This is a genomic window from Bacteroides caecigallinarum, from assembly GCF_021530995.1.
GTDB classification, from domain to species: domain Bacteria; phylum Bacteroidota; class Bacteroidia; order Bacteroidales; family Bacteroidaceae; genus Phocaeicola; species Phocaeicola faecigallinarum.
This window is the reverse complement of record NZ_JADYTF010000040.1, coordinates 1-26,888: the sequence shown is the minus strand read 5'-3', so window position 1 is coordinate 26,888 and position 26,888 is coordinate 1. Positions and strand designations below refer to the sequence as shown.

Here is a 26,888-nt window from a genome sequence, read left to right as displayed (position 1 = left end):
GTTATTATCTGTTTATTTTGTCATATACTGACGTCAAACCTTATAACTAAAAGTGTGCCAATCTAACAATATGACATAATGACACCTATTAAAATCTATATTTCATTTTTCAACTGACAAATATTCATTATGAATAGTCTTAAAACTAATTCAATTTATATTATAGCTCCTTTATACTAATAGCCACACCACCACCTGCAGCAAGTTTCTGCTTCAATACGGTTTTACAGCTTACTTTCCTGTTAGAAATTATATAATCTTTCGGATTATCCTTCCAGTCAGCTTTCTTTCCATCTGCATAGATAGTAGCCTGATATTTCTTTCCTTTAGGCAAGAAGTCCAGATTGATAATGGCTACACGACTATTTTCATCGGTTATACCACCTATAAACCATTCATTTTTTCCACGTGCTTTACGTGCTATCGTAACATAATCTCCAGGCTCAGCTTCCAGAATATATGTATTATCCCAATCTACAGCAACATCTTTAATAAATTGGAATGCATCCAGATGCTTCTCATAATTCTGATACAGGTCGGCGGCCATCTGAAGTGGACTATACATTGTTATATATAGGGCAAGCTGTTTCACAAGCGTTGTTCCAACCTTTGCTTTATTATTGCCATAAACGGACAAATCTCCTTCAAAAATTCCCGGAGTATAATCCATTGGCCCTCCCATAAGGCGAGTAAATGGCAATATAGTCTGATGGTCCTGACGGATACCATTGAACGACTCAAACTCTGTACCTCGTGCTGATTCCTGTGCAATCCAGTTTGGATAAGTACGATACATTCCTGTAGGACGTACAGCTTCATGAGAGTTCACCATAATCTTATACTTGGCCGCTTCCTCTACTACCCTATTATAGTGATTTACCATCCACTGACCATCATGATGTTCGCTACGTGGAATTATAGGGCCAACATATCCTGTCTTAACGGCATCATATCCACGTTCTTTCATAAAGCGGAAAGCATCATGCATCTGACGCTCATAATCTATTACCGAAGATGTTGTTTCATGATGCATTATAATCTTTATTCCTTTAGAAGCTGCATAATTCTGAAGTTCCTTAACGTCAAAATCAGGATATGCTTTTGTGAAGCTATACATATACTCTTTAGCGTAAGCATAGTTATCTTCCCATCCTTCATTCCAACCTTCGACCAATACTGCATCAAAACCATGTTTAGCTGCAAAATCAATATATTCTTTTACATGAGACGTATTAGCACCATGATGTCCATGAGGTTTCAATTTTGTATAGTCAGTCTTCCCTATAACAATATCCTGACAGTCTGTATACGACCAGGTTGAACCTCCTCCAGTGAAATATTCCCACCATACTCCGACATATTTTGTCGGTTTAATCCATGAAGTATCCTCGATCTTACATGGTTCATTCAGGTTTATTATTAAGTTCGAGGCCAAAATATCACGGGCATCATCGCTTACAATAATTGTACGCCATGGTGTGACACTACCAGTCTGTATATATCCCTTCACGCCATTCTTATCCGGTGTAAGATGTGCACTCATCAAAAAAGTTTCAGCATCCAGATTCAAATGCATTGCCGGATAGTTCACAAGTGCAGCTTCGTGTATGTTAATATACAGTCCGTCATCTGATTTCAGCATAAGAGGAGTCTGCACTGCAAGATTTGGAGTCGAAGATTTGCAGGCAAGAGCTTCATTTCGAGCCTCATCTATAAGAGATGGTATCTCAGACAATTTAGAAGTAGTTATCTGAAACTCATTGGTATCATAGTCTGCCGGTATCCAGAAAGCCTTATAATCGCCAGCCAACTGGAATTCGGTAACTTCCTCATTCAACGAGAAATGACGCAATTCCTTCTGTACAGGAAATTCGTAACGGAATCCCAGTCCATCGTCAAATATGCGGAAACGGATATTAAACTTCCAGCCTGTATTTTCCTGTTCTAGAGCCACAAAAAGTTCTTTATGATTATCACGAACCACGCTATTCTGTCCCCATACAGTATTCCACGTAGTGTCAGAAGCGTCTTCTTCCGTTTCAACTATACGAAAGTTACTACTGAAATCATACGACGGACGTACCAAGAACCCCATCCGACTTTCTTTTATAACAGTTTTTCCTTTATACGTAAGCGAATAAACTGGCGATTTGTCGGCTGTAAGATGAAAATCCATCGTCAGATTACCATCAGGCGAGGTCAATTTTTGAGCAATAGCCGACAACACTATTCCAAATAGTCCAATAATCAATAATACTTTTCTTCTCATTATTGTACGATTTTAATGTTTTATTATTATTTCTTGTTTATCTTTACCAACTCATTTTACTGTAAGATATTTCCTTTCCACAGGAAGATATTGATCATTCCCAACTATCCCTTTCTCTAATCAATATGTGTTCCAGGTAAATCATGATTCAACAATATCATTGATTACACCGAGCGAAGTACAGAAAAACGTGGGCAAGTTTAGGATAAAACTTGCCCACGTTTTAAGTAAAATTTGCCCGCGTTTTATCCATTACTTTATTCAATAAAAAAAACGTCTGAAACCGGAGTCATTATGAATGTAAATTCATAATCACCGTATGGCAATCTATATTGAGGAAGAGGTATGGCTCCCCAACTATCCTCACAAGCAAGCCCCTGTTGAGCCTTATCAATAAGGAAATTGGTCAGCGGTGATGGCTCAACCTCGAAAGAATGACGCTGATCTTTCTGTTCACCGTCATCAAGAGATTCTATAGTATAATGCAGTGCAGAAGCTGAGAACGGTGATTCGGATACAAAAATCAGTCCTTTACCTTCATTATTCAATAGTTTCCACCAACGAATATCCGTTTTGGTTCCATTCTCCTGCGGACGAATATATGGATAGAATTGCTCCGTAACAGTCTGATTGTATATACCAAGATCTGCACTATGATTGCGGTCGGAATAGTTTTCTATCGGGCCACGACCGTAATAAATTATCTTTTCGAACGACTCTGGCATTACAAGTTGCATACCAAAACGGAACATGTCAGCCACTTTAGCACTCTTGTCAGAAATCATTTTCTGAGTGACCTTTACAGCACCAACGTTATTGACAGTATACTCAATGTTAAGTTTTGCAGATACGGACTTCATTTCATACTCTGCAGATACTACAACCATGCCGTCGACTACATCATGATTCAATGAAAGAAGTTTCATTTCAGGATTTCTCCAAACAGCATTCTTTTTCTGTAGCCCTGCTCCATAATCATTATCTGTTGGAGCACGCCAGAAGTTTGGTGTCAACTGTGCCCCTTCCTTTATCATAGCTGTACCATTCACTTCGTAATAGTCCATAAAACCATTACTTTTATTAAACTGAATATTGAAAGATTCGCCTGAAATTTCCAAACAATTGGAATTTTCATCGTTAACTACAGGCTGACTGACCTTTATATTACTCTGTGCCACATTAGCTATCTGCATTTCCGGTGCTTCATATGGTCTAACAACAATCTGATTTCTTGCTACAACATGACCGGCAGGCAAAAGGTGTTCTGTGATTTTCTGCACATAACTTACGTTAAGAAGCCATTCACCAGTATTGTCTGTCTCACCTAAATCAAGTTTGACTTTGGCAATCTGCTGAGGCTCAACCTTAAGATTGTCCAATATTCCACTACGTACAATCTTTCCATCTTTCAGAAGCTGCCATTCCATTCTATATGATGAAAGATCAGTAAAGAAATTCTCATTATATATATTGAGCTCACCTTTACTTAAATCGGCAGGTGTAGTCCAAATGTTCTGATAGAAATAGCCCACTTCATACATGTGAGGATTAGGAACACGATCGGGACTGATAAGACCATTATCGCAGAAATTATTGTCGCTAGCATCAAAACGGTTAAAGTCGCCACCATAAGCATATATCATCTTACCGTTTTCACCTGTCCAGCGGCATGACTGATCAACAAAATCCCAAATAAATCCACCCTGATATTTAGGATATTTACGAACCAAATCCCAATATTCCTTAAAACCGCCTTCTGAGTTACCCATAGCATGTGCGTACTCACACTGTATAAGTGGTTTTTCAGAATTTGCATCCTTAGAATATTCTTCGCAACCTTTATATCTATAATACATTGGACAGAATATATCGGTCTTACCTGTCTTGCCTGCCTGTTCATACTGAACAGCACGGCTAGGATCTTCAGCTTTTATCCAATCGTAGGCAGCTTCGAAATTCGGTCCATATCCGGCTTCATTCCCCAATGACCAGAATATAATGCTCGGATGATTGAAATTTCGCTGTACGTTGCGTATGTTTCTTTCCATATGCGCTTTGGCATATTTCTTATTCTTTGCCAATGTACTCTCGCCATATCCCATACCGTGTGACTCGATATTTGCCTCTGCCACCATATATATACCGTACTTATCGCATAATTCATACCAATATGCATCATCAGGATAATGACATGTACGAACTGCATTGATATTGAATTTTTTCATTATCTGAATATCCTGCAGCATACGTTCGCGCGAAACAACATATCCTCCGTCAGGATCCATTTCATGACGATTGGCTCCCTTGAATAATACCGGTTGACCATTAACTAGAATCTGAGCATTTTTAATCTCAATCTTTCGGAAACCTACATTTACAGGAACTACTTCTGTAATTACAGAACCTTTACTTACACTTGCGCGAAGTGTATATAGATATGGAGTTTCGGCAGTCCATTTAACTGGATTCTCCAACTGTAAGTCTGTATTTACATTACCGGAACCTTTGACTTCTTTCTCGGCTACTACATTTCCACATGCATCGAGAAGTTCAAGTTTAACCTTATTATTACCCTTTAATTTGAGTTCAACATCAAGTTTTCCATCTTTGTAATTGCTGTCCAAATCTGGTGTGATGCGGATGTCATCTATCCTGTTTTTATTTCGGGCATAAAGGTAACAGTCGCGTCCGACTCCACTATAACGGAAAAAATCCTGATCTTCAAGGTATGTACCGTCACACCAACGGAACACCTGAAAAGCTATAAGGTTTTCCTCACCGGGTTTCAGATATTTAGTCACATCGAACTCAGCTTCAAGTTTGCTGTCCTCACTGTATCCAACAAACTTTCCATTAACCCATAAATACATATTGGAAGTAACAGAACCAAAATGAGCAATAATATCTTTACCTTTCCAATCGGCAGGAACAATTATTTCCTTTCTATATGAGCCTACATGATTTTTCTCCACAGGAACGTATGGAGGATTGTTCTTGTACTGATTTCTCCAGGCATACCCAACATTTACATATATTGGGTCGCCATAACCGTTGAGCTCCCAAACTGCAGGAACCTGCATATCGTCCCATCCCTTGTCATTATATCCTATTCTATAAAAGTCGGTTGGACGTTCATCAGCATTGGCAACCCAAAAGAATTTCCATGTTCCGTTCAAAGTCATGTAGTTTGCAGATTTTTCTTTCACTGACACTGAAGCAGATTCGAGATCCTCATACGCAAAAAAAGTGGAATGCATAGGAGCTCTGTTTATTTCATTTACCTGAGGGTCCTGCCATTCCTTGAAGGTCTGAGCTGAAGCCGTAAATGAACAAGCATATAAAGCAGTTAAGTAAAAAAATTTATTCATGATAGTTTTAGGTTATAAAGTTATAATTATAATTCAAAAACTTATATATCATTCTACTACCCATTCTTTACTGTATGGTATCGTAAAATCAGGGTTGTAGTCTGCTTTATCATTTTCCGGCAGTTTTATTGTATATTCTTTTCCATTTCTAGATGGCAATGATGTAGAGCGCAACCAAGGATTAAGATTTTTCAAAAGTGCATACGTCAATCCCTGACCACGCGCAAAACGTGCCAGATCGGAAATACTTTCTGAAACTTTTACTGTACGGTAATGTATTTGAGGGTACAAATCAGAATGTCTCAAATAAAAGCCAAAAGCTGAAGGATTGCTAAATAAAATCTTTGCAGCAAAAATACGGTAGACATATCTGGCGGTCTCCTCTACAAGATAGAGATCGAGGGTTTCATCTGTGTATTGACGTTCCTGCTGCTGGGAAATCCTACCTTGACCGGCATTGTAAGATGCTGCTACACTTATCCAGTCGCCAAACTTACGATATGCATCTTTCAGATATTTACAAGCTGCAACTGTGGATTTCTCTATATGATACCTTTCGTCAACATGCGAATTAACCTCAAGACCATACTCTTTGCCTGTAGTTGGCATAAACTGCCAAAGTCCTGCGGCACCGGCACCTGAACGTGCCAAGGGATTGCATGCACTTTCTATTGCCATGAGATATTTGAAATCCTCTGGTATTCCGTTTTCCTTCAATATAGGAACGATGACTGGGAAATATCTGTTGGCACGTTTTATTGTCTGTATGGAAGTGCTATGCATAAAAGAAAAGGCCATTAGCTCACGATCCATACGCTCATGACGATCATAGCGTGTCAAATCTATAGTGTCACCACAGAACTCAACATATCTTGGGACCTCCACACATGAATAGTTCTGAACTGATTTTTCTGTCTCGTCCGAACCTATACAATAAGCATTTACCAGAAAAGGGCAAATGCACAAGAGAATCACTACAAATATGCCAGTAACTGATTTTCTAAATTTGTCACTCATAATATAAAGATTTTTATCCTGGTTAATCACAAAAACAAATATATGAAGTTTACTTCACAATACAATCCAAAGGATATTTATTACCCTTAATTTCTTTAAGGAAAGCTTTTGCAGAACCAAAATTGAGATACATATCAAGTCTTACAGGAAGATGATTCCTATCATCAGTAACATAGAATGTTATCACTTCTTTTTCTTCTCCTTTGACATACTCAACAAGGGAAAAGACCAGACATCTGTATTTCGAATTATTCTCTGCCTTATATATTTCCTTACCACGGTATATTAGTGTCTGTTTTTCTATATCTTTGCCTGTAGCCATAGAAAACAAAATTTTGTCACCGACCTCGTAATCGGAAGCATCGTACGATCGTGCCTGAAGAAGAATGCTCAACATATCGTAAACACAGACCTGCGACTCCTGAAAATCTTTTCGGATATTACCATTGACTGTTCTGGACTGGTCAACTATACATTTACCATTACGATAGCTAAACTTCACATCGTCTACACTATATCTTTTACCCTCGGCGGCTCCTTTTCGAAAATATAAAGGTACCAAATCCTCTGAAGTGATACACGTCAAGGTATCACGCATCCTGAAAAACATATCAATACGCTTGTTGGTAAATGATTCAAGATCTGTTTTCAGACATGTTCTGCCATTATAATTAGTAGTATTAACTGTCATTTTCGCCCATCCGGCATCTATCCAAATAAACTTCCAATTGAATTTCAATTCATATGACAATTCTTCACCAGGCTTTATAGCATCATTTAAAGCCCCACACTGTGCTTTTGCGCATACACTGATAAATAAAAACAGGAATATGCTGATAAAAAGTCGTTTTATCATGATGTAAGTCCTAATTTTTTTGCTCGTTCTTTGTTTCTATCTTTGATTTTCTTGGCTTCCTCCGGTTTCTGTTTTTTTATTTCATCCAGTTTCTGTTTGTCAAGAGGTACTGCATTCACATCCCAGTTTTCCTCAAAATCAAAGTTTGCTTTCATCTCCCAAACTTTAGGGAAATAATAGACCTGTTCGGGCTGTATCTTCTTGTCGTATGTACCAGTATCCCACTTACCATTGTTATTGCTATCAATATACATCCTGATGTAATATTTGGTATTTGGCTGAAGGAAATAAAAGTCACATGTATTGTTAGCCTTCACTTTCTGTTCCCTTACTACTGCATCACTAGAGTTTAAGAGCTGGACTACAGCATTATTTCCGGCTCCACTTATATTGAGATAGAGTGTACCATATTCTTCAAGATTCTTTATCTTCACTGTATTCTCAACTTTATTGGTATGTAGTCCGTAAATACTCTTTATAGCTGTAGAATCAATGGTAAGTCTATATTCATTTCCAGGTTTCCAATCGCTTAATATATAGTATTTCCTTGGAAGCAGACTATCGGCTACAAACAAGAAACGTTCGACCTGCCATAATGTATCTACCTTCAAGTCAATATGAATCATTGAAGTGTCTATACTCTGAACCGGCTCTTCGAAACTTATACATATATTCTTATTAATGTCCATTGATGATGGAGCATCAACATTCATATTGAAAAACTTTGTTTCGACTACGTTGATTGTATCTCCTTTTTTCTGTTTCTTTTTCAGTTCTTTCTCTTTCTTTTCCTGTTCTTCTTTGGCCATAGCCATACGTTTCTCCTTATTGACCTTATTCATCATGACTAATGTATCACGCTTTGGAACCAATTTACCCAAAGAATCGGTGTAAAGATAATCTAACTGTATAGTAAGAGTATCCTTTTCACATAAAACAGAATCCTTTATCCAATAGCGTATAGTATCATTGTTTATTGAAGGTTCAATAACAAAAGCATCTTTTTCATCAAAATCCAGTCCTTTGACTGTAGGAAGTGTGTCAGCTTTGGCACTAAAGTATAAAGAAAATCTGTTCAGCTGTTCTCTTTCACTTTTTGAAAGATACTGCATAGTGGTCTCTTCCTTAAAAGCCCTTAGCACAATATCATCGGGCATGAAACGAGTATAATTCACTTTTATTATTGTATCTATTTTCAATGTGTCAAAAGCGTTCCATGTTGTATCCTGCCTGGAAGCAGGCTCCATAGAAGGGACAATTAGAGAATCTGAATATGCAATAATTTCTGTCTTTGAATCAAAAAGATAATTCTGGTTTCCATCCTTAAGAGCATAAATACGATACTTTCCAGGAGCTATACCTTTAATTGTAAAGCGACCACGACTGTCAGTTCTGGAAATTCTGTCAAAAGGCAAACTGGTAAAAGCTGTATCGTTCAAGTTCTTATGCAATCCTACCTGAATACCTTTGATCGGTTCAAGATCCTGAGCATTCAATACAGTTCCTGACACTTGCATAGTATCAATTCTATCACCTGTAGAAAATGCGTATGCAAAATCCCCCATTGGGTTACCTTCATTATTGTCAACGATGGCATCACCAAAATCAATCGTATATGTAGTATTTTCTCTTAAAGAATCAAAGAATTCAACCAAAACTCTCTTGCCGCTAGCCTTAACTTCAGGAGCTTCAGACTGAGGTGGAGATATTATAACCTTTTCTGCAGCATTCTCTATTTTTATGAATTCATCAAACTCTATTGATATTTTCTTGCGCTGGTTGTTTATTGCGTTTGGTTCAGGAGTAGAACGTACAAATTTTGGTGGTGTCTCATCGTATGGACCTCCGTCAGGCGTTCCTGTACTGGCACAAGCATATAATATAAATATTATTACACAGAGCGGAAGAATATGTAAAGAAGAGAATTTCATTTTATTTTCACTGTTTTTTTATTGTTGTTCGTTTTTTTATATTACAGATTATTCAGCTTCAGCATACTATCGATATGCTCACGGTTATTGCTCAAACGTGGAATCTTATGTTGTCCGCCAAGTTTTCCTTTCTGTTTGAGCCAATCATGGAATAAACCTGGACGAGCTACTATTACTTCAAGTTCTTGCAATGTAATATCTTTATGTCTCTTAGCTTCGTAATCGGAGTTTATACCTTGCAATGCTTTATCTAGAGCATGACGGAAGTGTTCTATAGAATCTGGCATAGAACTAAACTCTATAAGCCACTGATGACGACACTTAGCATTAGAATCCATAAATACCGGAGCAGCGGAATACTCAAGAATCTGAGCACCGGTTTCCTTACACGCTATCTGCAATCCCTTTTCAGCGTTATCAATCATCAACTCCTCACCAAAAGCGTTTATAAAATGTTTGGTACGCCCCGTAATTATAAACTTATAAGGATTCTTCTGAGTGAACTTAACTGTATCGCCAATTATATATCTCCATAATCCGCAGGATGTGCTGATCACCATCGCATAATTCTTCCCTATTTCTACCCCCCACAATGGAACAACCGAAGGATTTTCATTATCAAACTCATCCAATGGTATAAATTCATAAAACACATCATAATCTATCATCAACAACATTGACGGATCCGAAAGTGAACTCTGCAATCCAAAGAAACCTTCACTGGCATTATATGTCTCCATATAATGCATTTTATCAGAATTAATAAGTGATTTATATTGTTCTCTATATGGAGTAAAACAAACTCCTCCATGAAAAAATACTTCAAGATTAGGCCATACTTCGTCTAAAGTCTTAGCTCCTGTTTTCTCAAGTATTCGTTTGATTACAGCAAGCATCCATGAAGGTACACCAGAAATATTTGTGATATTCTTATTAACTGTAGAAGAAGCTATTCTCTCAACTTTTTCTTCAAACTCACCCAACAAAGCTATTTCCTTGCTTGGTACACGAATAAGATTAACCAAAGGACTGACATTCTGGATAAGTATTGCAGACAAATCGCCAACAAGACTATCCTTAAGATTATAATTAGGAGCATGGCTTCCACCAAGTATCAATCCTTTACCTGAGAAAAAACGACTATTCGGGTTCTCTCCCAAATATAGTGCCACCGCATCAGTACCGCCACGATAATGGATATTTTTTAGTCCATCAGGTGATACGGGAATAAATTTACTCTTATCATTGGTTGTACCTGAAGACTTGGCATACCATTTGATTGTTCCAGGCCATAACACGTCTTTTTCACCATGACGCATACGGTCTACATATTCTTTGATATCCTCATATCCCTGTAAAGGAAGTCTTGCAAAATCTGTGTATTTGCTTATCTCTTTATAATTATGAGATCTACCCCACTCAGTATCTACAGCACAATTCACTAGTTTTTTTAAAACTGAGTTCTGTATTTCTTCCGCTCTAAAAGAATATTTGTCAATCTGTTTTCTACGAGGCAAAAATATTTTGTCAATCAATTTGGTTGGATTCATATTGATTACATTTATTCATTTTGATGTTATGCAAAGGTAGGTTTTTTATTATTATATATATGACTAGTATGATTATTTTTTTGTGAAAAACAAGTAAATCTTGTTTTTTTAATAACTTTACATCATAAAAATATTATGAGTGTTATGAAAATAGGAATATTGACTTCAGGAGGAGACTGCCCGGGTATAAATGCAACAATAAGAGGAGTATGCAAATGTGCCTTAAACCATTATGGAATGGAAGTATATGGTATTCATAATGGTTTCAGAGGCCTTATGGATGGTCACATAAATCCTTTGACGGAAGATTCAACCTCCGGTTTACTTACAATGGGAGGAACAATTCTTGGTACATCAAGAGAAAAACCATTCAAAAAGACTTTGGCTACAACAGGGAATAGCAAGCCATCAATGATAATGAAAACACTTGAAGAATATGGTATAGACTGCCTTGTATGCATTGGTGGTAATGGAACACAAAAAACAGCAGCCAAGCTCATGGAGGTTGGAGTGAATGTAATAAGTATACCAAAAACTATAGACAATGATGTATGGGGAACAGATTTCTCTTTCGGTTTCGATTCGGCTGTATCAATTGCTGCTGATGCCATTGACAGACTGCACTCCACAGCCAGTTCTCATCAAAGAGTTATGGTTATAGAAGTAATGGGACATAAAGCCGGATGGCTGGCACTATATTCAGGTATGGCTGGAGGGGGCGATATTATTCTTATGCCTGAAATACCTTTTAATATTCATAGAATAGGTGACACAATAATTAGCCGACTTAAAAAAGGAAAACCTTATTCAATAGTGGTAGTAGCAGAAGGTATTAATACGCCAGATGGGAAAAAACCTGCACAATATATTGCCGAAGAAATAGAATATGAAACCGGATTTGAAACAAGAGAAACTGTCTTGGGATATATACAAAGAGGAGGAAGTCCAACTGCATTTGACAGAAATCTGGCAACTATTATGGGTGGACACGCAGTAGAATTGATATCAAACGGTGAATTTGGAAGAATGGTTGCATTGCAGGGAAACAAAATCAGCTCAATACCTCTATCAGAGACAGCCGGAAAAACAAGATTGGTAACAGAAGATCACGAACTTGTAATACAAGGTAGAAGAATGGGAATATGCTTCGGATAAGACATGTGTTATATAATAAAAAAAGAGCAGTAACTCTCTAATCTCAAGATTAAGTTACTGCTCTTTTTATATGATAAAAGAACAATTATTCTACATCACTATAATCTAATATATTCTTTTTATTAGCCAAGATTCTGTCGTACTCATCTTTAGAACCTACGACAATCTTTTCAAACTCACGCTGACCAGTTCCGGCAGGAATCAAGTGACCGCAAATAACATTTTCCTTCATACCTTCCAAACGGTCAACCTTACCATTAATAGCAGCTTCATTAAGAACTTTGGTTGTTTCCTGGAACGAAGCAGCCGACATAAAGCTTGATGTCTGAAGAGCAGCTCTAGTGATACCCTGAAGTATCTGAGTTGATGTTGCCGGTACTGCATCACGAACTTCTACAAGCTTCAGGTCACGACGCTTCAATAAGCTGTTTTCGTCTCTCAACTTACGAGCTGTTACAATCTGACCTGGCTTCAAATTCTGAGAATCTCCAGCATCGATAACAACTTTCTTACCCCAGATTCTATCGTTCTCTTCATTGAATTCCATACGGTCTACTACCTGAAGTTCAAGGAATCTAGTATCACCCGGTTCGTCAATCTGTACCTTACGCATCATCTGACGTACGATGATTTCAAAGTGCTTATCGTTAATCTTCACACCCTGTAGACGGTAAACGTCCTGGATTTCGTTAACGATGTATTCCTGTACTGCAGTAGGGCCCTTGATAGCCAAGATATCGGCAGGAGTTATAGCGCCATCAGACAACGGAGTTCCTGCACGTACATAGTCATTTTCCTGTACAAGGATCTGTTTTGACAACGCTACAAGATACTTGCGTACTTCACCAGTCTTAGAAGTAACAATGATTTCACGGTTACCACGCTTAATCTTACCCATTGTGATTTCACCATCAATTTCTGAAACAACAGCTGGGTTAGATGGATTACGAGCCTCGAACAACTCTGTCACACGTGGAAGACCACCGGTGATATCACCAGCCTTACCTACAGCACGCGGTATCTTAACAAGAATATCACCGGCCTTAACGTTCTCCTTATCTTCTACTACTACGTGGCCACCTACAGGCAAGTTGTATGTACGCAAGATACCGCCATTTTCATCTAGGATGTGTAATGAAGGAATCTTATTCTTATCTTTAGACTCAGTAATAATGATTTCGCGTAAACCTGTAGCTTCGTCTGATTCAACCTTATATGTTACGTTTTCAATTACAGACTCAAAGTCTATCTTACCACCAACTTCTGTTACGATTACGGCATTGAATGGGTCCCATTTTGCAATAAGTTTACCCTTCTCAACGATTTCTCCATCAGCAGCATAAAGTTTTGAACCGTAAGGTACGTTGTGAGTTGACAATATTATACCAGTATTAATATCAACGAAACGAACTTCAGCCAAACGACCAACAACAATCTTAACTGGTTCGCCTGTTTCTTCTACAGCGTCGACAGTACGCAATTCTTCAAATTCCAGACGGGCAGGATTCTTAGCAACGATAGATGCATTTGCAGCCATGTTACCCGCGATACCTCCGGCGTGGAATGTACGAAGAGTAAGCTGTGTACCTGGTTCACCGATTGACTGCGCAGCGATGACACCCACAGCCTCACCTTTCTGAACCATCTTACTTGAAGCAAGGTTACGTCCGTAACATTTAGCACAAACACCCTTCTTCGATTCACAAGTAAGCACAGAACGGATTTCTACGCTTTCGATAGGTGATTTTTCTATTTCTTCAGCTATTGCTTCTGTTATTTCCTCACCGGCAGCAACAATAAGCTCACCAGTTGTAGGATGTATAATGTCGTGTACAGAAACACGTCCCAAAATACGTTCGTAAAGAGTTGCAATTACTTCATCGTTATTCTTCAACGCTGTACATACAAGTCCACGTAAAGTACCACAGTCTTCTTCATTGATAATCACGTCGTGTGAAACATCGACAAGACGACGAGTCAAATATCCGGCATCGGCTGTCTTCAACGCAGTATCGGCAAGACCCTTACGAGCACCGTGAGTTGAAATAAAGTACTCCAACACCGAAAGACCTTCCTTAAAGTTAGAAAGGATAGGGTTTTCAATAATCTGGGCACCTTCAGCACCTGCCTTCTGAGGTTTAGCCATCAAACCACGCATACCAGACAACTGACGAATCTGTTCCTTAGAACCACGGGCTCCGGAATCAAGCATCATAAATACTGAGTTGAATCCCTGGTCGTCGTTCTTAATAGTCTTATATAGAATGTCAGACAAATCACTGTTAACGTGTGTCCATGTATCAATAACCTGATTGTAACGTTCATTGTCAGTGATGAAACCCATGTTATAGTTCATCATGATCTGTTCAATTTCTTCGTTACCACGTTTAACAAGTTCTTCCTTCTCTTTTGGTATGATAATATCACCAAGGTTGAATGACAAACCACCTTCGAATGCCATCTTATAACCAAGGTTCTTGATACCATCAAGGAATTCACAAGCACGTGCAACACCCACAGCCTTGATTACGTCGCTGATGATGTCACGCAATGACTTCTTAGATATAATAGTATTAAGGAATCCACATTCATCTGGAACAATTTCATTTACAATCACACGTCCAACTGATGTTTCCTTAATCATCTTCTTTACGATATTTCCATTTTCATCCAAGTCATTAGCCACAACACTGATTATTGCATGGATATCTACCTTACCTTCATTGTAAGCAATAAGTGCTTCCTCTGGTCCGTAGAATATCAAGCCTTCACCTTTGGCACCCTTACGCAGTTTAGTGATATAGTAAAGACCAAGAACCATATCCTGAGCTGGCACTGTGATAGGCGCACCATTTGCTGGATTAAGGATATTGTGTGACTGCAACATCAGCATCTGAGCTTCCAACACAGCCTCGTTACTCAAAGGCAAGTGAACCGCCATCTGGTCACCATCGAAGTCGGCGTTGAACGCTGTACATGCCAACGGATGAAGCTGGATAGCCTTTCCTTCAATCATCTTAGGCTGGAATGCCTGGATACCAAGACGGTGAAGTGTCGGAGCACGGTTCAGCAATACAGGGTGTCCTTTCATTACATGTTCCAGGATATCCCATATAACTGCTTCCTTGCGGTCAACAATCTTCTTCGCAGATTTTACAGTCTTGACGATACCTCTTTCAATAAGTTTTCTGATGATAAATGGCTTGTAAAGTTCGGCAGCCATCAATTTTGGAATACCGCACTCACCCATCTTCAATTCAGGACCAACGACAATTACCGAACGTGCGGAGTAGTCAACACGCTTACCCAACAAGTTCTGACGGAAACGTCCCTGCTTACCTTTCAAGCTATCAGAAAGAGATTTCAAAGGACGGTTAGCGTCTGTCTTAACCGCGCTTGCCTTACGAGAGTTATCGAACAATGAGTCAACAGCTTCCTGAAGCATACGCTTTTCATTACGCAAGATTACGTCCGGAGCCTTGATTTCGATAAGTCTCTTCAGACGGTTATTACGTATGATTACACGACGATACAAATCATTCAAGTCAGAAGTTGCGAAACGGCCACCATCCAATGGAACAAGCGGACGCAATTCTGGCGGAATAACAGGTACGTTCTTGATAATCATCCATTCCGGCTTGTTTCTTCCCTTAGAAGCACGGAACGATTCAACAACCTGCAAACGTTTCAATGCTTCGTTCTTACGCTGTTGTGAAGAATCATTATTTGCCTTATGACGAAGTTCGTATGACAAAGCGTCTAGATCCAATCCTGCAAGAAGATCATAAATAGCTTCAGCACCCATCTTAGCGATGAACTTGTTAGGATCACTATCGTCAAGGAACTGATTTTCCTTCGGAAGTGATTCCATAATGTCAAGATATTCGCCTTCTTCAAGCAAATCGTACTTGCTCAATCCGTCTTCAGCCTTAATACCCGGTTGTATTACGACATAACGTTCATAATAAATGATTGCGTCAAGCTTCTTTGTAGGCAAGCCGAGCAGATAACCGATTTTATTAGGCAATGAACGGAAGTACCAGATATGAGCAACCGGTACAACCAACTGTATATGTCCGCTACGTTCACGGCGTACTTTCTTCTCTGTTACTTCAACACCACAACGGTCGCAGACAATACCTTTATATCGAATACGTTTATACTTACCACAGTGACATTCGTAATCCTTAACAGGACCGAAAATACGTTCACAGAACAAGCCGTCACGTTCGGGCTTATAGGTACGGTAATTAATTGTTTCAGGTTTGAGAACCTCACCATAAGAGTTCTCAAGGATCTCTTCAGGTGAAGCCAAACCAATAGTAATTTTCGAAAAATTACTTTTTATTTTAGTGTCTTTTCTAAAAGCCATACTTAATTTGTTTTTTGTTTATTCCATTGTAATGCTCAAGCACAAGCCTCTTAATTCATGAAGCAATACGTTCAATGATTCAGGTATGCCCGGAGTAGGCATTGGTTCACCCTTAACAATTGCTTCGTAAGCCTTCGAACGACCTACAACGTCATCTGACTTGATTGTCAGTATTTCCTGAAGAATATGAGCAGCACCGAATGCCTCGATAGCCCAAACCTCCATTTCTCCGAAACGCTGACCACCGAACTGGGCTTTACCACCAAGTGGCTGCTGAGTAATCAACGAATATGGACCAATTGAACGAGCATGCATCTTATCTTCAACCATGTGTCCAAGCTTCAACATATATGTAACACCCACAGTAGCCGGTTGGTCAAATTGCTCACCTGTACCACCGTCATACAAATATGTCTTACAATAGCGTGGAAGACCAGCTTTATCTGTCCATTTGTCCAAATCATCAAGTGTAGCACCATCAAAAATTGGTGTAGCAAACTTAAGTCCAAGTTCTTTACCTGCACGTCCTAAAACAGCTTCGAATATCTGTCCGATATTCATACGTGAAGGCACACCCAACGGATTCAATACAATATCTACCGGAGTACCATCAGCCAAGAACGGCATATCCTCTTGTCTTACAACACGTGACACAATACCTTTGTTACCGTGACGTCCGGCCATCTTATCACCAACACCAATCTTACGCTTCTTAGCTATATATACCTTAGCCATCTGCATTATACCCGATGGCAATTCGTCTCCAATTGTAAGAGCGAATTTCTTACGCTTCAGTTCAGCATCCAATTCTTTGTACTTCTTGATATAATTCATAACCAATGAACGTATCAACTCATTCTTATGTTCATCAGAAGTCCATGAGCTTAACTGGATAATAGTATAATCAAGTATTTCAAGATCGCGTTTTGTAAACTTAGCACCTTTGGCGATAACTTCTGTTCCTAAATAATCTTTAACACCTTGTGATACAAGATTATTAGTAAGAATCATAAGTTTATCAATAAGTATATCCTTAAGTTTGGCTACTTTTTCCTCAAATTCCTCATTAAGTTTTGGAAGAATCAACTTATCCGCATTCTTCTCACTACGAGTCTTAATAACACGAGAATATAATTTCTTGTATATAACAACACCTCGTAATGAAGGAGAAGCTTTAAGAGAAGCATCCTTAACATCACCAGCCTTATCACCAAAAATAGCGCGAAGCAATTTTTCTTCAGGAGAAGGATCAGATTCACCCTTAGGTGTAATCTTACCAATAAGAATATCTCCCGGTTCAATACGCGCACCGATACGAACGATACCTGTTTCATCAAGGTCTTTAGTAGCTTCTTCACTAACATTAGGAATATCAGCAGTAAGCTCTTCCATACCACGCTTAGTTTCACGAACTTCAAGGATATATTCATCTACATGGACAGAAGTTAGAATATCTTCTCTTACTACGCGTTCATTCAACACAATAGCATCCTCATAGTTGTAACCCTTCCAAGGCATGTATGCAACCAAAAGATTCTTACCTAATGCAAGTTCTCCGTTAGCAGTAGAATATCCTTCAGTAAGTATATCACCTTTCTTGACACGCTGTCCTTTAGAACAAATTGGGCGCAAGTCAATAGTCATGCTCTGGTTAGTCTTGCGGAACTTAGGTATCTTATATTCAACCAATGCAGATTCGAAACTTACGAATTCCTCATCTTCAGTACGATCATATAATATACGTATTGTTGTAGCATCGACGAAATCAATAACGCCATCGCCTTCTGCAGCAATCTGAGTTCTTGAATCCTCACAAAGCTGTTTTTCAATACCTGTACCAACAATAGGAGCTTCGGTACGCAACAATGGAACAGCCTGGCGCATCATGTTTGATCCCATCAACGCACGGTTAGCGTCATCATGTTCAAGGAATGGAATCAATGAAGCAGCTATTGATGCAATCTGCTGAGGAGAAACGTCCATCAACTGTACCTGATCTGGTGTAACCACAGGATAGTCAGCGTCACGACGAGCTTTAACTTTTTCACGGATAAATGTTCCGTCATCATTAAGTGGAGCATTACCCTGAGCTATGATTACATCTTCTTCTTCTTCGGCAGAAAGATATTCAATACCTTCTGGAGAGAGATCAACGACACTATCCTTAACTTTACGATAAGGAGTTACGATAAATCCAAGATCATTAATCTTTGCATATACACACAAAGAAGAAATCAAACCGATGTTCGGACCTTCAGGAGTTTCGATAGGACACAAACGTCCGTAGTGAGTATAGTGTACGTCACGTACCTCGAATCCGGCACGGTCACGTGAAAGACCACCAGGACCAAGAGCAGAGAGACGACGTTTATGTGTAATCTCAGCCAATGGATTAGTCTGGTCCATGAACTGTGACAATGCATTTGTTCCGAAGAACGAATTGATTACAGACGAAATAGTCTTGGCATTAATCAAATCTATCGGAGTAAACACTTCATTGTCACGCACATTCATACGTTCACGAATAGTACGGCTCATACGTGCCAAAGCAATAGAGAACTGATTTGAAAGCTGTTCTCCAACGGTACGTACACGACGGTTACTCAAGTGGTCGATATCATCAACGTCAGCCTTAGAGTTGATAAGCTCAATAAGGTATTTGATGATTTCGATAATATCCTGTTTAGTCAACACCCTAACATCCATTGATGTATCAAGTGACAACTTCTTGTTAATTCTGTAACGACCTACATCACCCAAGTCATAACGTTTTTCAGAGAAGAACAGGTTGTTGATAACTTCGCGTGCACTGGCATCATCAGCAGGATCAGCATTTCTCAACTGTCTGTAGATGTACAATACAGCTTCCTTCTCAGAGTTAGATGGGTCTTTCTGCAGTGTATTATATATAATTGAGTAGTCAGAAGCGTTTGCATTGTCATTGTGAACCAGAATATTCTGTACACCAGACTCAATGATAGTCTCAATATGATCCGGTTCTATTACTGTTTCACGGTCGATAACAACCTCATTACGCTCGATAGAAACTACTTCACCAGTATCTTCATCAACGAAATCTTCAGTCCATGTTTTCAGGACACGTGCTGCAAGTTTTCTTCCAACTATCTTCTTAAGGTTCTGCTTATTAACCTTAATTTCTTCAGCAAGATTAAAGATTTCCAATATATCCTTATCGTTCTCAAAACCAACTGCTCTTAAAAGAGTTGTAACCGGCAATTTTTTCTTACGGTCAATATACGCATACATGACATTGTTGATATCTGTTGCGAACTCTATCCAAGAACCTTTAAAAGGTATAATACGAGCAGAATACAATTTAGTTCCATTAGCATGGATACTCTGACCAAAGAATACACCTGGCGAACGATGCAACTGCGATACCACAACACGTTCAGCACCGTTTATCACAAAAGTTCCCTTTGGTGTCATATAAGGTATAGGCCCCAAGAAAACATCCTGTATCACTGTATCAAAATCTTCGTGATCGGGGTCAGTACAGTAAAGCTTCATTTTAGCTTTCAAAGGAACACTATATGTCAAACCACGTTCAAGACATTCATCAATTGAATATTGAGGTGGATCGATATAGTAGTCAAGGAACTCGAGCACGAAATTATTACGTGTATCTGCTATAGGAAAATTCTCTGAGAAAACCTTGTATAGACCGTCCTTCTTACGTTGTTCAGGCGGAGTGTCCAATTGCAAGAAATCGTGGAACGATTTCAATTGTACTTCCAAGAAATCCGGATACTGCATCGGATTCTTAATAGAAGCAAAATTAATTCTTTGATTTTGAGTGTTTAAAGACATCAGTAATTCAGTTAAGAATTAAAAAAAATTATAATTTACGTTGTTTAAAACAACGATATACTTTGAGACGCAAAAAGGTTAAGAATCCTCAATTACGAGGACTCTTAACCGAACTACCTGATTTACAGGATAATCTTATTTAAGCTCAACTTCAGCTCCAGCTTCTTCCAAAACTTTCTTCAAAGATTCAGCTTCGTCTTTAGCCAAACCTTCTTTAACTACGCTAGGAGCACCGTCAACCATGTCTTTTGCTTCTTTCAAGCCAAGACCACATGCTTCTTTAACGGCCTTAACTACCTGCAACTTAGCAGCACCTGCGCTCTTCAAAACTACATCGAAAGATGTTTTTTCTTCAGCAGCAGCTGCACCAGCAGCAGCAGGACCAGCAGCAACAGCTACAGCTGCAGCAGCAGGTTCAATACCATATTCTTCTTTAAGGATAGTTGCAAGTTCATTAACTTCTTTTACTGTCAAGTTAACTAATTGTTCTGCAAAAGCTTTCAAATCTGCCATTTTTGTATGAATTTAATTGTTTGTTACTAAATTGAATATAAAAAATTATTGTTTCCTAAGATATGAATCGTGTTATTATTCAGCACGTTCACCCAAAGTCTTAAGAACTCCGTGAATGGTGTTACCACCAGATTGAAGAGCTGAAACAACGTTCTTAGCAGGCGATTGCAACAATGCAATGATATCTGCGATAACTTCGTTCTTGCTCTTGATTGTAGCGAGAGCTTCAAGCTGATCTGCTCCAACATAGAAACCTTCTTCAGCGTATGCAGCTTTCAAAGAAGGAACTCCGTCCTTATACTCTTTAAGCAATTTAGCAGGTACGTTTGCTGTTTCTGTAAACATAACAGAAGTTGTACCTTTCAAAGAGTCGAACAATGGAGAGAAATCAACGTCCAAACTCATTAATGCTTTGTGAAGCAAACTATTCTTCACAACCATCAGCTTGATACCAGCCTTGAAACATTTTCTACGAAGTTCACTTGTTGAAGCTGCATCCATAGCAGTTGTATCAACCAAGTAGAAATGTCCGTATTGCTTTACAGTATCAGCCAACTGACTTATAATTGCGCCTTTATCTTCCTTTCTCATGATTACTCCTTATTTTAAATTTCGTCAACTGATTTAGGGTCAACTTTGATACCCTTACTCATTGTACTTGAAAGATAAATACTCTTTATATAAGTACCCTTAGCTGTAGTTGGTTTCAGTTTAATGATAGTTGCGATAAATTCTTTCGCATTTTCACGGATCTGGTCAGCAGTGAATGATACTTTACCGATTGAAGTATGAACGATACCACTCTTATCAACCTTAAAGTCAATCTTACCTTGCTTAACTTCCTTAACAGCCTTAGCTACATCCATAGTTACAGTACCACTCTTAGGGTTTGGCATCAATCCACGAGGACCGAGCACACGACCCAGAGCACCGATCTTACCCATGATAGACGGCATAGTGATGATCACATCAATATCAGTCCATCCACCTTTGATCTTTTCAATATATTCATCAAGACCAACATAGTCAGCACCAGCTTCTTTTGCAGCAGCTTCAGCATCAGGTGTACACAGAACAAGCACTCTAACCTGCTTACCTGTACCATGAGGAAGAGAAACAACACCTCTTACCATCTGGTTTGCCTTACGAGGGTCAACACCTAAACGTACGTCAATATCCAATGAAGCATCGAATTTTGTAAAAGTGATTTCTTTCACCAATTCAGAAGCTTCTTTCAGTGAGTATGCTTTCCCTGCTTCAATTTTTTCTGCAGCTAACTTTTGATTTTTTGTCAGTTTACCCATTCTCAATTGAAGTTAATTAGTTATTACCCGGGAAGTCACCTTTTACAGCGATACCCATACTTCTAGCTGTTCCAGCTACCATTCTCATAGCAGCTTCAATAGTAAAGCAGTTCAAGTCGACCATCTTGTCCTGAGCGATAGTACGAACCTGATCCCAAGTCAGTTCAGCAACTTTCTTACGGTTAGGTTCAGCAGAACCGCTCTTCAATTTAGTCATTTCCAACAACTGTATTGCTACAGGAGGAGTTTTGATTACAAAATCAAAAGACTTGTCTGTGTAGTAGGTAATGATAATAGGCAATACTTTACCTGCCTTGTCCTGGGTTCTGGCGTTGAATTGCTTGCAAAATTCCATGATATTAATACCCTTAGAACCTAAAGCAGGTCCAACGGGAGGTGATGGATTTGCAGCGCCTCCTTTAATCTGTAATTTGATTAGTCCAGCAACTTCTTTAGCCATTTCTTTAAAATTTAATATAATTGATTAACGAATAGAACAGACTCACGTAACAAAATGAGTTATTCTTTTTCCACATCCGTAAAGCCTAATTCAAGCGGAGTTTTACGCCCGAAAATTTTGACCATTACTTTCAATTTACGTTTTTCCGTACTCACTTCTTCAATAAAACCACTGAAGCCTGTGAAAGGTCCAACACAAACTTTCACTGTTTCTCCCACAGTATAAGGGATGCTTAAATCCTCTTCTACTTCCTGCAATTCATCTACCGTACCTAAAATACGATTCACTTCCGATTGTCTCAGAGGTACAGGATTTTCCTGACCGCCGAGGAAGCCGATTACATTAGGAATATTTCTCAAATAATGAGTTACTTCTCCCACTAGTGCAGCTTCAACAAGTACATATCCAGGCAGATAGCTTCTTTCTTTCACAATTTTCTTTCCATTGCGAACCTGAACGTACTTCTCGGTAGGAATCAATACCTGAGACACAAATTCGCTAAGTTCGTTATGCCTTAAATCTGCATCAAGGTATTCCTTCACTTTAGCTTCTTTTCCACTGACAGCACGTAACACGTACCATTTTTTTACAATCTCAGACATCTTTATAATACTTTAGTGCGGATAGATAATATCTCCCATTATAAACTGGAATGCAGAATCCATAAGAAAAACAACGAGTGCAATGAGTAGGGAAGCAGTTAAAACAACCACTGCACTGCTAGAAAGTTCCTTACTAGTAGGCCATGTAACTTTATGGACTAGTTCGTCATATGATTCCTTACAACTATTAGCTATCTTTTTAAACATATCTTATCAATTTTAGCACGGGAAGAGAGGCTCGAACTCCCGACACTCGGTTTTGGAGACCGATGCTCTACCAACTGAGCTATTCCCGTAAAAATAGTTCCCGAAATAAATTTCTCGGGAACTATATAAATATTCTTATTAATTATCTTGATTAGTCAAGAAGTTCTGTAATCTGACCAGCACCTACTGTACGTCCACCTTCACGGATAGCGAAACGAAGACCTACGTTCAATGCTACTGGGTAGATAAGTTCAACGTTGATAGTAACGTTATCACCTGGCATTACCATTTCAACTCCTTCTGGCAATGTGATTTCACCAGTACAGTCCATAGTACGCAAGTAGAACTGAGGACGGTATTTGTTGTGGAATGGAGTGTGACGACCACCTTCTTCTTTCTTCAAGATATAAACCTCAGCTTTGAATTTAGAGTGAGCTTTAACCTGTCCTGGGTGGCAAAGGATCATACCACGTTTGATTTCATTCTTGTCGATACCACGAAGCAACAAACCTACGTTATCACCAGCTTCTCCCTGATCCAACAATTTACGGAACATTTCAACACCAGTTACAACTGATTTCTTATCTTCACCAAGACCAAGAATTTCAACTTCATCACCAACTTTGATTACGCCAGCTTCGATACGACCTGTAGCAACTGTACCACGACCAGTGATTGAGAATACGTCTTCAACAGGCATCAAGAATGGTTTATCGATATCACGTGGAGGAAGTGGAATCCATGTATCAACAGCGTCCATAAGTTCCATTACTTTGTCTTCCCACTGTGGAACACCATTCAAAGCACCAAGTGCAGAACCACGGATGATAGGAGTGTTGTCACCGTCGAAATCATAGAATGAAAGCAATTCACGCATTTCCATTTCTACAAGTTCCAACATTTCTTCATCGTCAACCATATCACACTTGTTCAAGAATACAACAAGACGTGGAACGTTTACCTGACGAGCCAAAAGAATGTGTTCACGAGTCTGAGGCATAGGACCATCAGTAGCAGCAACTACGATGATAGCACCATCCATCTGAGCAGCACCAGTTACCATGTTCTTAACGTAGTCAGCGTGTCCCGGACAGTCTACGTGTGCATAGTGACGGTTAGCAGTCTGATATTCTACGTGAGAAGTATTGATAGTGATACCTCTTTCCTTTTCTTCAGGAGCGTTATCGATAGAATCGAATGAACGCATTTCTGAAAGACCTTTCTTTGCCAATACTGTAGTGATAGCAGCAGTCAAAGTAGTTTTACCGTGGTCAACGTGACCAATTGTACCGATGTTTACATGCGGTTTCGAACGTTCAAATTTCTCTTTAGCCATAGCTTTACTTGTTATTTATTTTGATTAATAATCAGCTTTTCTATTTCTTAAGAGCTGTTACCGGGACTTGAACCCGGGACCTCTTCCTTACCAAGGAAGTGCTCTACCGCTGAGCTATAACAGCGATAATTCAAAATTAACAAAGAGAGCGGAAGACGGGGCTCAAACCCGCGACCCTCAGCTTGGAAGGCTAATGCTCTATCAACTGAGCTACTTCCGCATCTTCTTTTGTGGGCAAAGATGGATTCGAACCACCGAAGGCGTAAGCCAGCAGATTTACAGTCTGCCCCATTTGGCCACTCTGGTATTTGCCCTAAAAATTTGAGCCTCTTGTCGGATTCGAACCAACGACCCCGAGATTACAAATCACGTGCTCTGGCCAACTGAGCTAAAGAGGCTTGTTCAAAAACTTTGCAACCGCAAAGCGGTAGTTTGCGGCTGCAAAGTTAGATATAATTTTTAAATCACAAAATAAATACTCTTATTTTTTTATTTAATTTGCTGTTTTTCTTTTGTTTTCTGCAATTGTTTCGACAAAGCATCCATACATGTATCAATAGCTTCTTCGAATGTATCGCATACTTTTTCTGCGTAAAACTCGGAATTCAAAGCCAATATTCTGACTCCAGCTTCTTTATTCATAGCTGTTTCCGGTTTTACTACCTTTAAAGACACCTCTACTTTCTTTATATCGTCGCAAAACTTCTCGAGCTTCTCTGCTTTTTTCTGAATAAAAGCTTCTAATTTGTCTGATGCATCGAAATGAATTGATTGAATTCTTACTTCCATAAAAACCTCCTTTTCTTTACGCTCTTGGATGAGCTTGTTTATATACTTTTTTTAATTCTTCAAAAGTCGTATGAGTATATATTTCAGTAGTCGTAACACTTTCATGCCCTAACAATTCCTTAACAGCTTCCAGCTCTGCATTGTTATTAAGCATCGCTGTAGCAAATGAATGTCTGAGCACATGCGGACTTCTTTTTTTCAACGCAACGACTTTCGACAGGTTTTGCTTCACCAATTTATAGACCAACATCTGATACAGCCTTTTCCCGTTTTTTCTTACAAAAAAAGCCTCACAAGAACAGCCTACCGCAACATTTCTACATTCCACATAAGACCGTATAGCATTTTTCAGATTTTCTCCAAAAGGAATCAGCCTTTGTTTATTTCGTTTTCCCGTCACTTTCATAACATTGGAAAACAAATCTATATCAGCATCATTAAGCGATATCAATTCGGAAAGCCTCACACCTGTTTCGTAAAACATGGCCATTATAAGCTTATCACGAACCCCTTCAAACGAATCATCAAAAAGACCGCCATCCAAAAGCCTATCCATATCACTTTCCCTAACAAAAGTCGGCAAAGGCTTTTTCCGCTTCGGCCCCTTTACTATAGACATCGGATCGACCGTTATCATCTTTTTCTTCAAAAGATACTTATAGAAAGTTCTCAGTGCACTAAGCTTACGATTTACCGAAGCCTCTGACATTCCACCTTCCATCAGTCTAACAATCCACCCTCGGACTATATCAGAATCAACGTTCTCAAGTTTCAATTCGCCGTCCACCCCATTCAAGTACCCTTGAAACTCCCTTAAATCTATTCCATAAGAAACAACAGTTTTCTCAGAATAGTTACGTTCATACCTTAGGTAATGAAGGAAAGACTCTACTGTCATAGAAACATTGCATTATTAATTCAGCAACGAATATATGAAAAAGAATTCAATAATTCAAAAAAAACTTTGCGAATTTATTATTCTTCTACCTGATGTAATTTCTGAACGTAAATAGCACGTTCCATTTTCAATCTTTTCAAAACAGACGGTTTGTCAAACTGCTGTCTGCTTCTAAGTTCTTTTACAACACCTGTTTTTTCAAATTTTCTCTTAAATTTTTTCAGCGCTTTTTCAATGTTTTCGCCTTCTTTTACTGGAACTACGATCATGTTTTTAAAAAATTAATTATGTTGTTGTTAAATATTTTTCCGCAGTCAAAATTGCGGTGCAAAATTACACATACTTTCTTAATATACAAAACTTTCCACGCATTTTTTCCACAAAACACATAAATAGCACTATCTTTGTAAATCAAATAATTACTAAAACC

The 26,888-nt window shown here is 38.8% G+C and carries 19 protein-coding genes and 5 tRNA genes; 1 reads left to right on the top strand and 23 read right to left on the bottom strand.

Annotation, left to right across the window (positions count from 1 at the left end; genetic code table 11):
• Positions 1 to 160: 160 nt before the first annotated feature.
• From I6E24_RS07315 to I6E24_RS07290, 6 genes are all read right to left on the bottom strand, one after another.
• Positions 161 to 2,269, bottom strand: a complete 2,109-nt coding sequence (locus tag I6E24_RS07315) for a glycoside hydrolase family 97 protein (protein ID WP_235327473.1) — start codon at positions 2,267 to 2,269, stop codon at positions 161 to 163.
• A 257-nt stretch (positions 2,270 to 2,526) separates the two neighbouring features.
• Positions 2,527 to 5,637, bottom strand: a complete 3,111-nt coding sequence (locus I6E24_RS07310) for a glycoside hydrolase family 2 TIM barrel-domain containing protein (protein ID WP_235327471.1) — start codon at positions 5,635 to 5,637, stop codon at positions 2,527 to 2,529.
• A 48-nt stretch (positions 5,638 to 5,685) separates the two neighbouring features.
• A complete protein-coding gene (locus I6E24_RS07305; protein ID WP_235327469.1) occupies positions 5,686 to 6,654 on the bottom strand; it encodes a lytic transglycosylase domain-containing protein in 969 nt (322 codons plus the stop codon).
• 49 nt (positions 6,655 to 6,703) lie between these two features.
• Positions 6,704 to 7,510, bottom strand: a complete 807-nt coding sequence (locus tag I6E24_RS07300; protein WP_235327467.1) for a DUF3108 domain-containing protein — start codon at positions 7,508 to 7,510, stop codon at positions 6,704 to 6,706.
• The gene (locus I6E24_RS07295; protein ID WP_235327465.1) at positions 7,507 to 9,441 is read right to left on the bottom strand and encodes an Ig-like domain-containing protein; all 1,935 of its coding nucleotides are present in this window, start codon (positions 9,439 to 9,441) and stop codon (positions 7,507 to 7,509) included. Before I6E24_RS07295 ends, I6E24_RS07300 begins: the two co-directional genes overlap by 4 nt.
• A gap of 41 nt (positions 9,442 to 9,482) precedes the next feature.
• Complete coding sequence (locus I6E24_RS07290; RefSeq protein WP_235327463.1) at positions 9,483 to 10,991, bottom strand: GH3 auxin-responsive promoter family protein; 1,509 nt, start codon at positions 10,989 to 10,991, stop codon at positions 9,483 to 9,485.
• A 144-nt stretch (positions 10,992 to 11,135) separates the two neighbouring features.
• Between I6E24_RS07290 and I6E24_RS07285 the strand changes: the two genes are divergently transcribed.
• The gene (locus I6E24_RS07285; protein WP_235327461.1) at positions 11,136 to 12,146 is read left to right on the top strand and encodes an ATP-dependent 6-phosphofructokinase; all 1,011 of its coding nucleotides are present in this window, start codon (positions 11,136 to 11,138) and stop codon (positions 12,144 to 12,146) included.
• Between the two features lie 85 nt (positions 12,147 to 12,231).
• On the opposite strand, the gene rpoC is transcribed toward I6E24_RS07285, so the two are convergent.
• The 17 genes from rpoC to rpsU form a co-directional block, all read right to left on the bottom strand.
• Positions 12,232 to 16,518: a DNA-directed RNA polymerase subunit beta' gene (rpoC, locus tag I6E24_RS07280; RefSeq protein ID WP_235327459.1), complete on the bottom strand. Its 4,287-nt coding sequence runs from the start codon at positions 16,516 to 16,518 to the stop codon at positions 12,232 to 12,234.
• Positions 16,519 to 16,536: 18 nt separating this feature from the next.
• Positions 16,537 to 20,349: a DNA-directed RNA polymerase subunit beta gene (gene rpoB / locus I6E24_RS07275; RefSeq protein WP_235327457.1), complete on the bottom strand. Its 3,813-nt coding sequence runs from the start codon at positions 20,347 to 20,349 to the stop codon at positions 16,537 to 16,539.
• 135 nt (positions 20,350 to 20,484) lie between these two features.
• On the bottom strand, positions 20,485 to 20,862 hold the full coding sequence (gene rplL / locus I6E24_RS07270; protein WP_007567329.1) for a 50S ribosomal protein L7/L12: 378 nt from the start codon (positions 20,860 to 20,862) through the stop codon (positions 20,485 to 20,487).
• Positions 20,863 to 20,937: 75 nt separating this feature from the next.
• The gene (gene rplJ / locus I6E24_RS07265; RefSeq protein WP_235327455.1) at positions 20,938 to 21,453 is read right to left on the bottom strand and encodes a 50S ribosomal protein L10; all 516 of its coding nucleotides are present in this window, start codon (positions 21,451 to 21,453) and stop codon (positions 20,938 to 20,940) included.
• A 14-nt stretch (positions 21,454 to 21,467) separates the two neighbouring features.
• Positions 21,468 to 22,166 carry a 50S ribosomal protein L1 gene (gene rplA / locus I6E24_RS07260; protein WP_154043745.1) on the bottom strand — a complete coding sequence of 233 codons (699 nt, stop codon included), beginning with the start codon at positions 22,164 to 22,166 and terminating at the stop codon, positions 21,468 to 21,470.
• A 16-nt stretch (positions 22,167 to 22,182) separates the two neighbouring features.
• A complete protein-coding gene (gene rplK / locus I6E24_RS07255; protein WP_235327453.1) occupies positions 22,183 to 22,626 on the bottom strand; it encodes a 50S ribosomal protein L11 in 444 nt (147 codons plus the stop codon).
• 59 nt (positions 22,627 to 22,685) lie between these two features.
• Positions 22,686 to 23,228, bottom strand: a complete 543-nt coding sequence (gene nusG, locus I6E24_RS07250) for a transcription termination/antitermination protein NusG (protein WP_235327451.1) — start codon at positions 23,226 to 23,228, stop codon at positions 22,686 to 22,688.
• 12 nt (positions 23,229 to 23,240) lie between these two features.
• The gene (gene secE, locus I6E24_RS07245; RefSeq protein WP_235327449.1) at positions 23,241 to 23,435 is read right to left on the bottom strand and encodes a preprotein translocase subunit SecE; all 195 of its coding nucleotides are present in this window, start codon (positions 23,433 to 23,435) and stop codon (positions 23,241 to 23,243) included.
• A 16-nt stretch (positions 23,436 to 23,451) separates the two neighbouring features.
• Positions 23,452 to 23,524, bottom strand: a tRNA-Trp gene (locus I6E24_RS07240).
• A 62-nt stretch (positions 23,525 to 23,586) separates the two neighbouring features.
• A complete protein-coding gene (tuf, locus tag I6E24_RS07235; protein ID WP_235327447.1) occupies positions 23,587 to 24,771 on the bottom strand; it encodes an elongation factor Tu in 1,185 nt (394 codons plus the stop codon).
• Positions 24,772 to 24,823: 52 nt separating this feature from the next.
• A tRNA-Thr gene (locus I6E24_RS07230) sits at positions 24,824 to 24,895 on the bottom strand.
• Positions 24,896 to 24,918: 23 nt separating this feature from the next.
• Positions 24,919 to 24,991: transfer RNA gene (locus I6E24_RS07225), tRNA-Gly, on the bottom strand.
• Positions 24,992 to 25,002: 11 nt separating this feature from the next.
• Positions 25,003 to 25,085 (bottom strand) — tRNA-Tyr (locus tag I6E24_RS07220).
• 10 nt (positions 25,086 to 25,095) lie between these two features.
• Positions 25,096 to 25,169, bottom strand: a tRNA-Thr gene (locus tag I6E24_RS07215).
• Positions 25,170 to 25,260: 91 nt separating this feature from the next.
• Positions 25,261 to 25,560 carry a ribosome hibernation-promoting factor, HPF/YfiA family gene (hpf, locus tag I6E24_RS07210; protein ID WP_235327445.1) on the bottom strand — a complete coding sequence of 100 codons (300 nt, stop codon included), beginning with the start codon at positions 25,558 to 25,560 and terminating at the stop codon, positions 25,261 to 25,263.
• 16 nt (positions 25,561 to 25,576) lie between these two features.
• The gene (locus I6E24_RS07205) at positions 25,577 to 26,458 is read right to left on the bottom strand and encodes a tyrosine-type recombinase/integrase (RefSeq protein WP_235327443.1); all 882 of its coding nucleotides are present in this window, start codon (positions 26,456 to 26,458) and stop codon (positions 25,577 to 25,579) included.
• A gap of 77 nt (positions 26,459 to 26,535) precedes the next feature.
• Positions 26,536 to 26,727, bottom strand: a complete 192-nt coding sequence (gene rpsU, locus I6E24_RS07200; RefSeq protein WP_154043738.1) for a 30S ribosomal protein S21 — start codon at positions 26,725 to 26,727, stop codon at positions 26,536 to 26,538.
• Between the last annotated feature and the right edge of the window lie 161 nt (positions 26,728 to 26,888).

What these genes read in the sequence shown, in the direction of transcription:
- rplK (WP_235327453.1), bottom strand. Translation starts at nt 22,626, where the DNA reads ATGGCTAAAGAAGTTGCTGGACTAATCAAATTACAGATTAAAGGAGGC.
- rpoC (WP_235327459.1), bottom strand. Translation starts at nt 16,518, where the DNA reads ATGGCTTTTAGAAAAGACACTAAAATAAAAAGTAATTTTTCGAAAATT.
- hpf (WP_235327445.1), bottom strand. Translation starts at nt 25,560, where the DNA reads ATGGAAGTAAGAATTCAATCAATTCATTTCGATGCATCAGACAAATTA.
- I6E24_RS07305 (WP_235327469.1), bottom strand. Translation starts at nt 6,654, where the DNA reads ATGAGTGACAAATTTAGAAAATCAGTTACTGGCATATTTGTAGTGATT.
- nusG (WP_235327451.1), bottom strand. Translation starts at nt 23,228, where the DNA reads ATGTCTGAGATTGTAAAAAAATGGTACGTGTTACGTGCTGTCAGTGGA.
- rplL (WP_007567329.1), bottom strand. Translation starts at nt 20,862, where the DNA reads ATGGCAGATTTGAAAGCTTTTGCAGAACAATTAGTTAACTTGACAGTA.
- I6E24_RS07205 (WP_235327443.1), bottom strand. Translation starts at nt 26,458, where the DNA reads ATGACAGTAGAGTCTTTCCTTCATTACCTAAGGTATGAACGTAACTAT.
- I6E24_RS07290 (WP_235327463.1), bottom strand. Translation starts at nt 10,991, where the DNA reads ATGAATCCAACCAAATTGATTGACAAAATATTTTTGCCTCGTAGAAAA.
- I6E24_RS07310 (WP_235327471.1), bottom strand. Translation starts at nt 5,637, where the DNA reads ATGAATAAATTTTTTTACTTAACTGCTTTATATGCTTGTTCATTTACG.
- I6E24_RS07295 (WP_235327465.1), bottom strand. Translation starts at nt 9,441, where the DNA reads ATGAAATTCTCTTCTTTACATATTCTTCCGCTCTGTGTAATAATATTT.
- rplA (WP_154043745.1), bottom strand. Translation starts at nt 22,166, where the DNA reads ATGGGTAAACTGACAAAAAATCAAAAGTTAGCTGCAGAAAAAATTGAA.
- rplJ (WP_235327455.1), bottom strand. Translation starts at nt 21,453, where the DNA reads ATGAGAAAGGAAGATAAAGGCGCAATTATAAGTCAGTTGGCTGATACT.
- rpsU (WP_154043738.1), bottom strand. Translation starts at nt 26,727, where the DNA reads ATGATCGTAGTTCCAGTAAAAGAAGGCGAAAACATTGAAAAAGCGCTG.
- rpoB (WP_235327457.1), bottom strand. Translation starts at nt 20,349, where the DNA reads ATGTCTTTAAACACTCAAAATCAAAGAATTAATTTTGCTTCTATTAAG.
- I6E24_RS07285 (WP_235327461.1), top strand. Translation starts at nt 11,136, where the DNA reads ATGAAAATAGGAATATTGACTTCAGGAGGAGACTGCCCGGGTATAAAT.
- I6E24_RS07300 (WP_235327467.1), bottom strand. Translation starts at nt 7,510, where the DNA reads ATGATAAAACGACTTTTTATCAGCATATTCCTGTTTTTATTTATCAGT.
- secE (WP_235327449.1), bottom strand. Translation starts at nt 23,435, where the DNA reads ATGTTTAAAAAGATAGCTAATAGTTGTAAGGAATCATATGACGAACTA.
- I6E24_RS07315 (WP_235327473.1), bottom strand. Translation starts at nt 2,269, where the DNA reads ATGAGAAGAAAAGTATTATTGATTATTGGACTATTTGGAATAGTGTTG.
- tuf (WP_235327447.1), bottom strand. Translation starts at nt 24,771, where the DNA reads ATGGCTAAAGAGAAATTTGAACGTTCGAAACCGCATGTAAACATCGGT.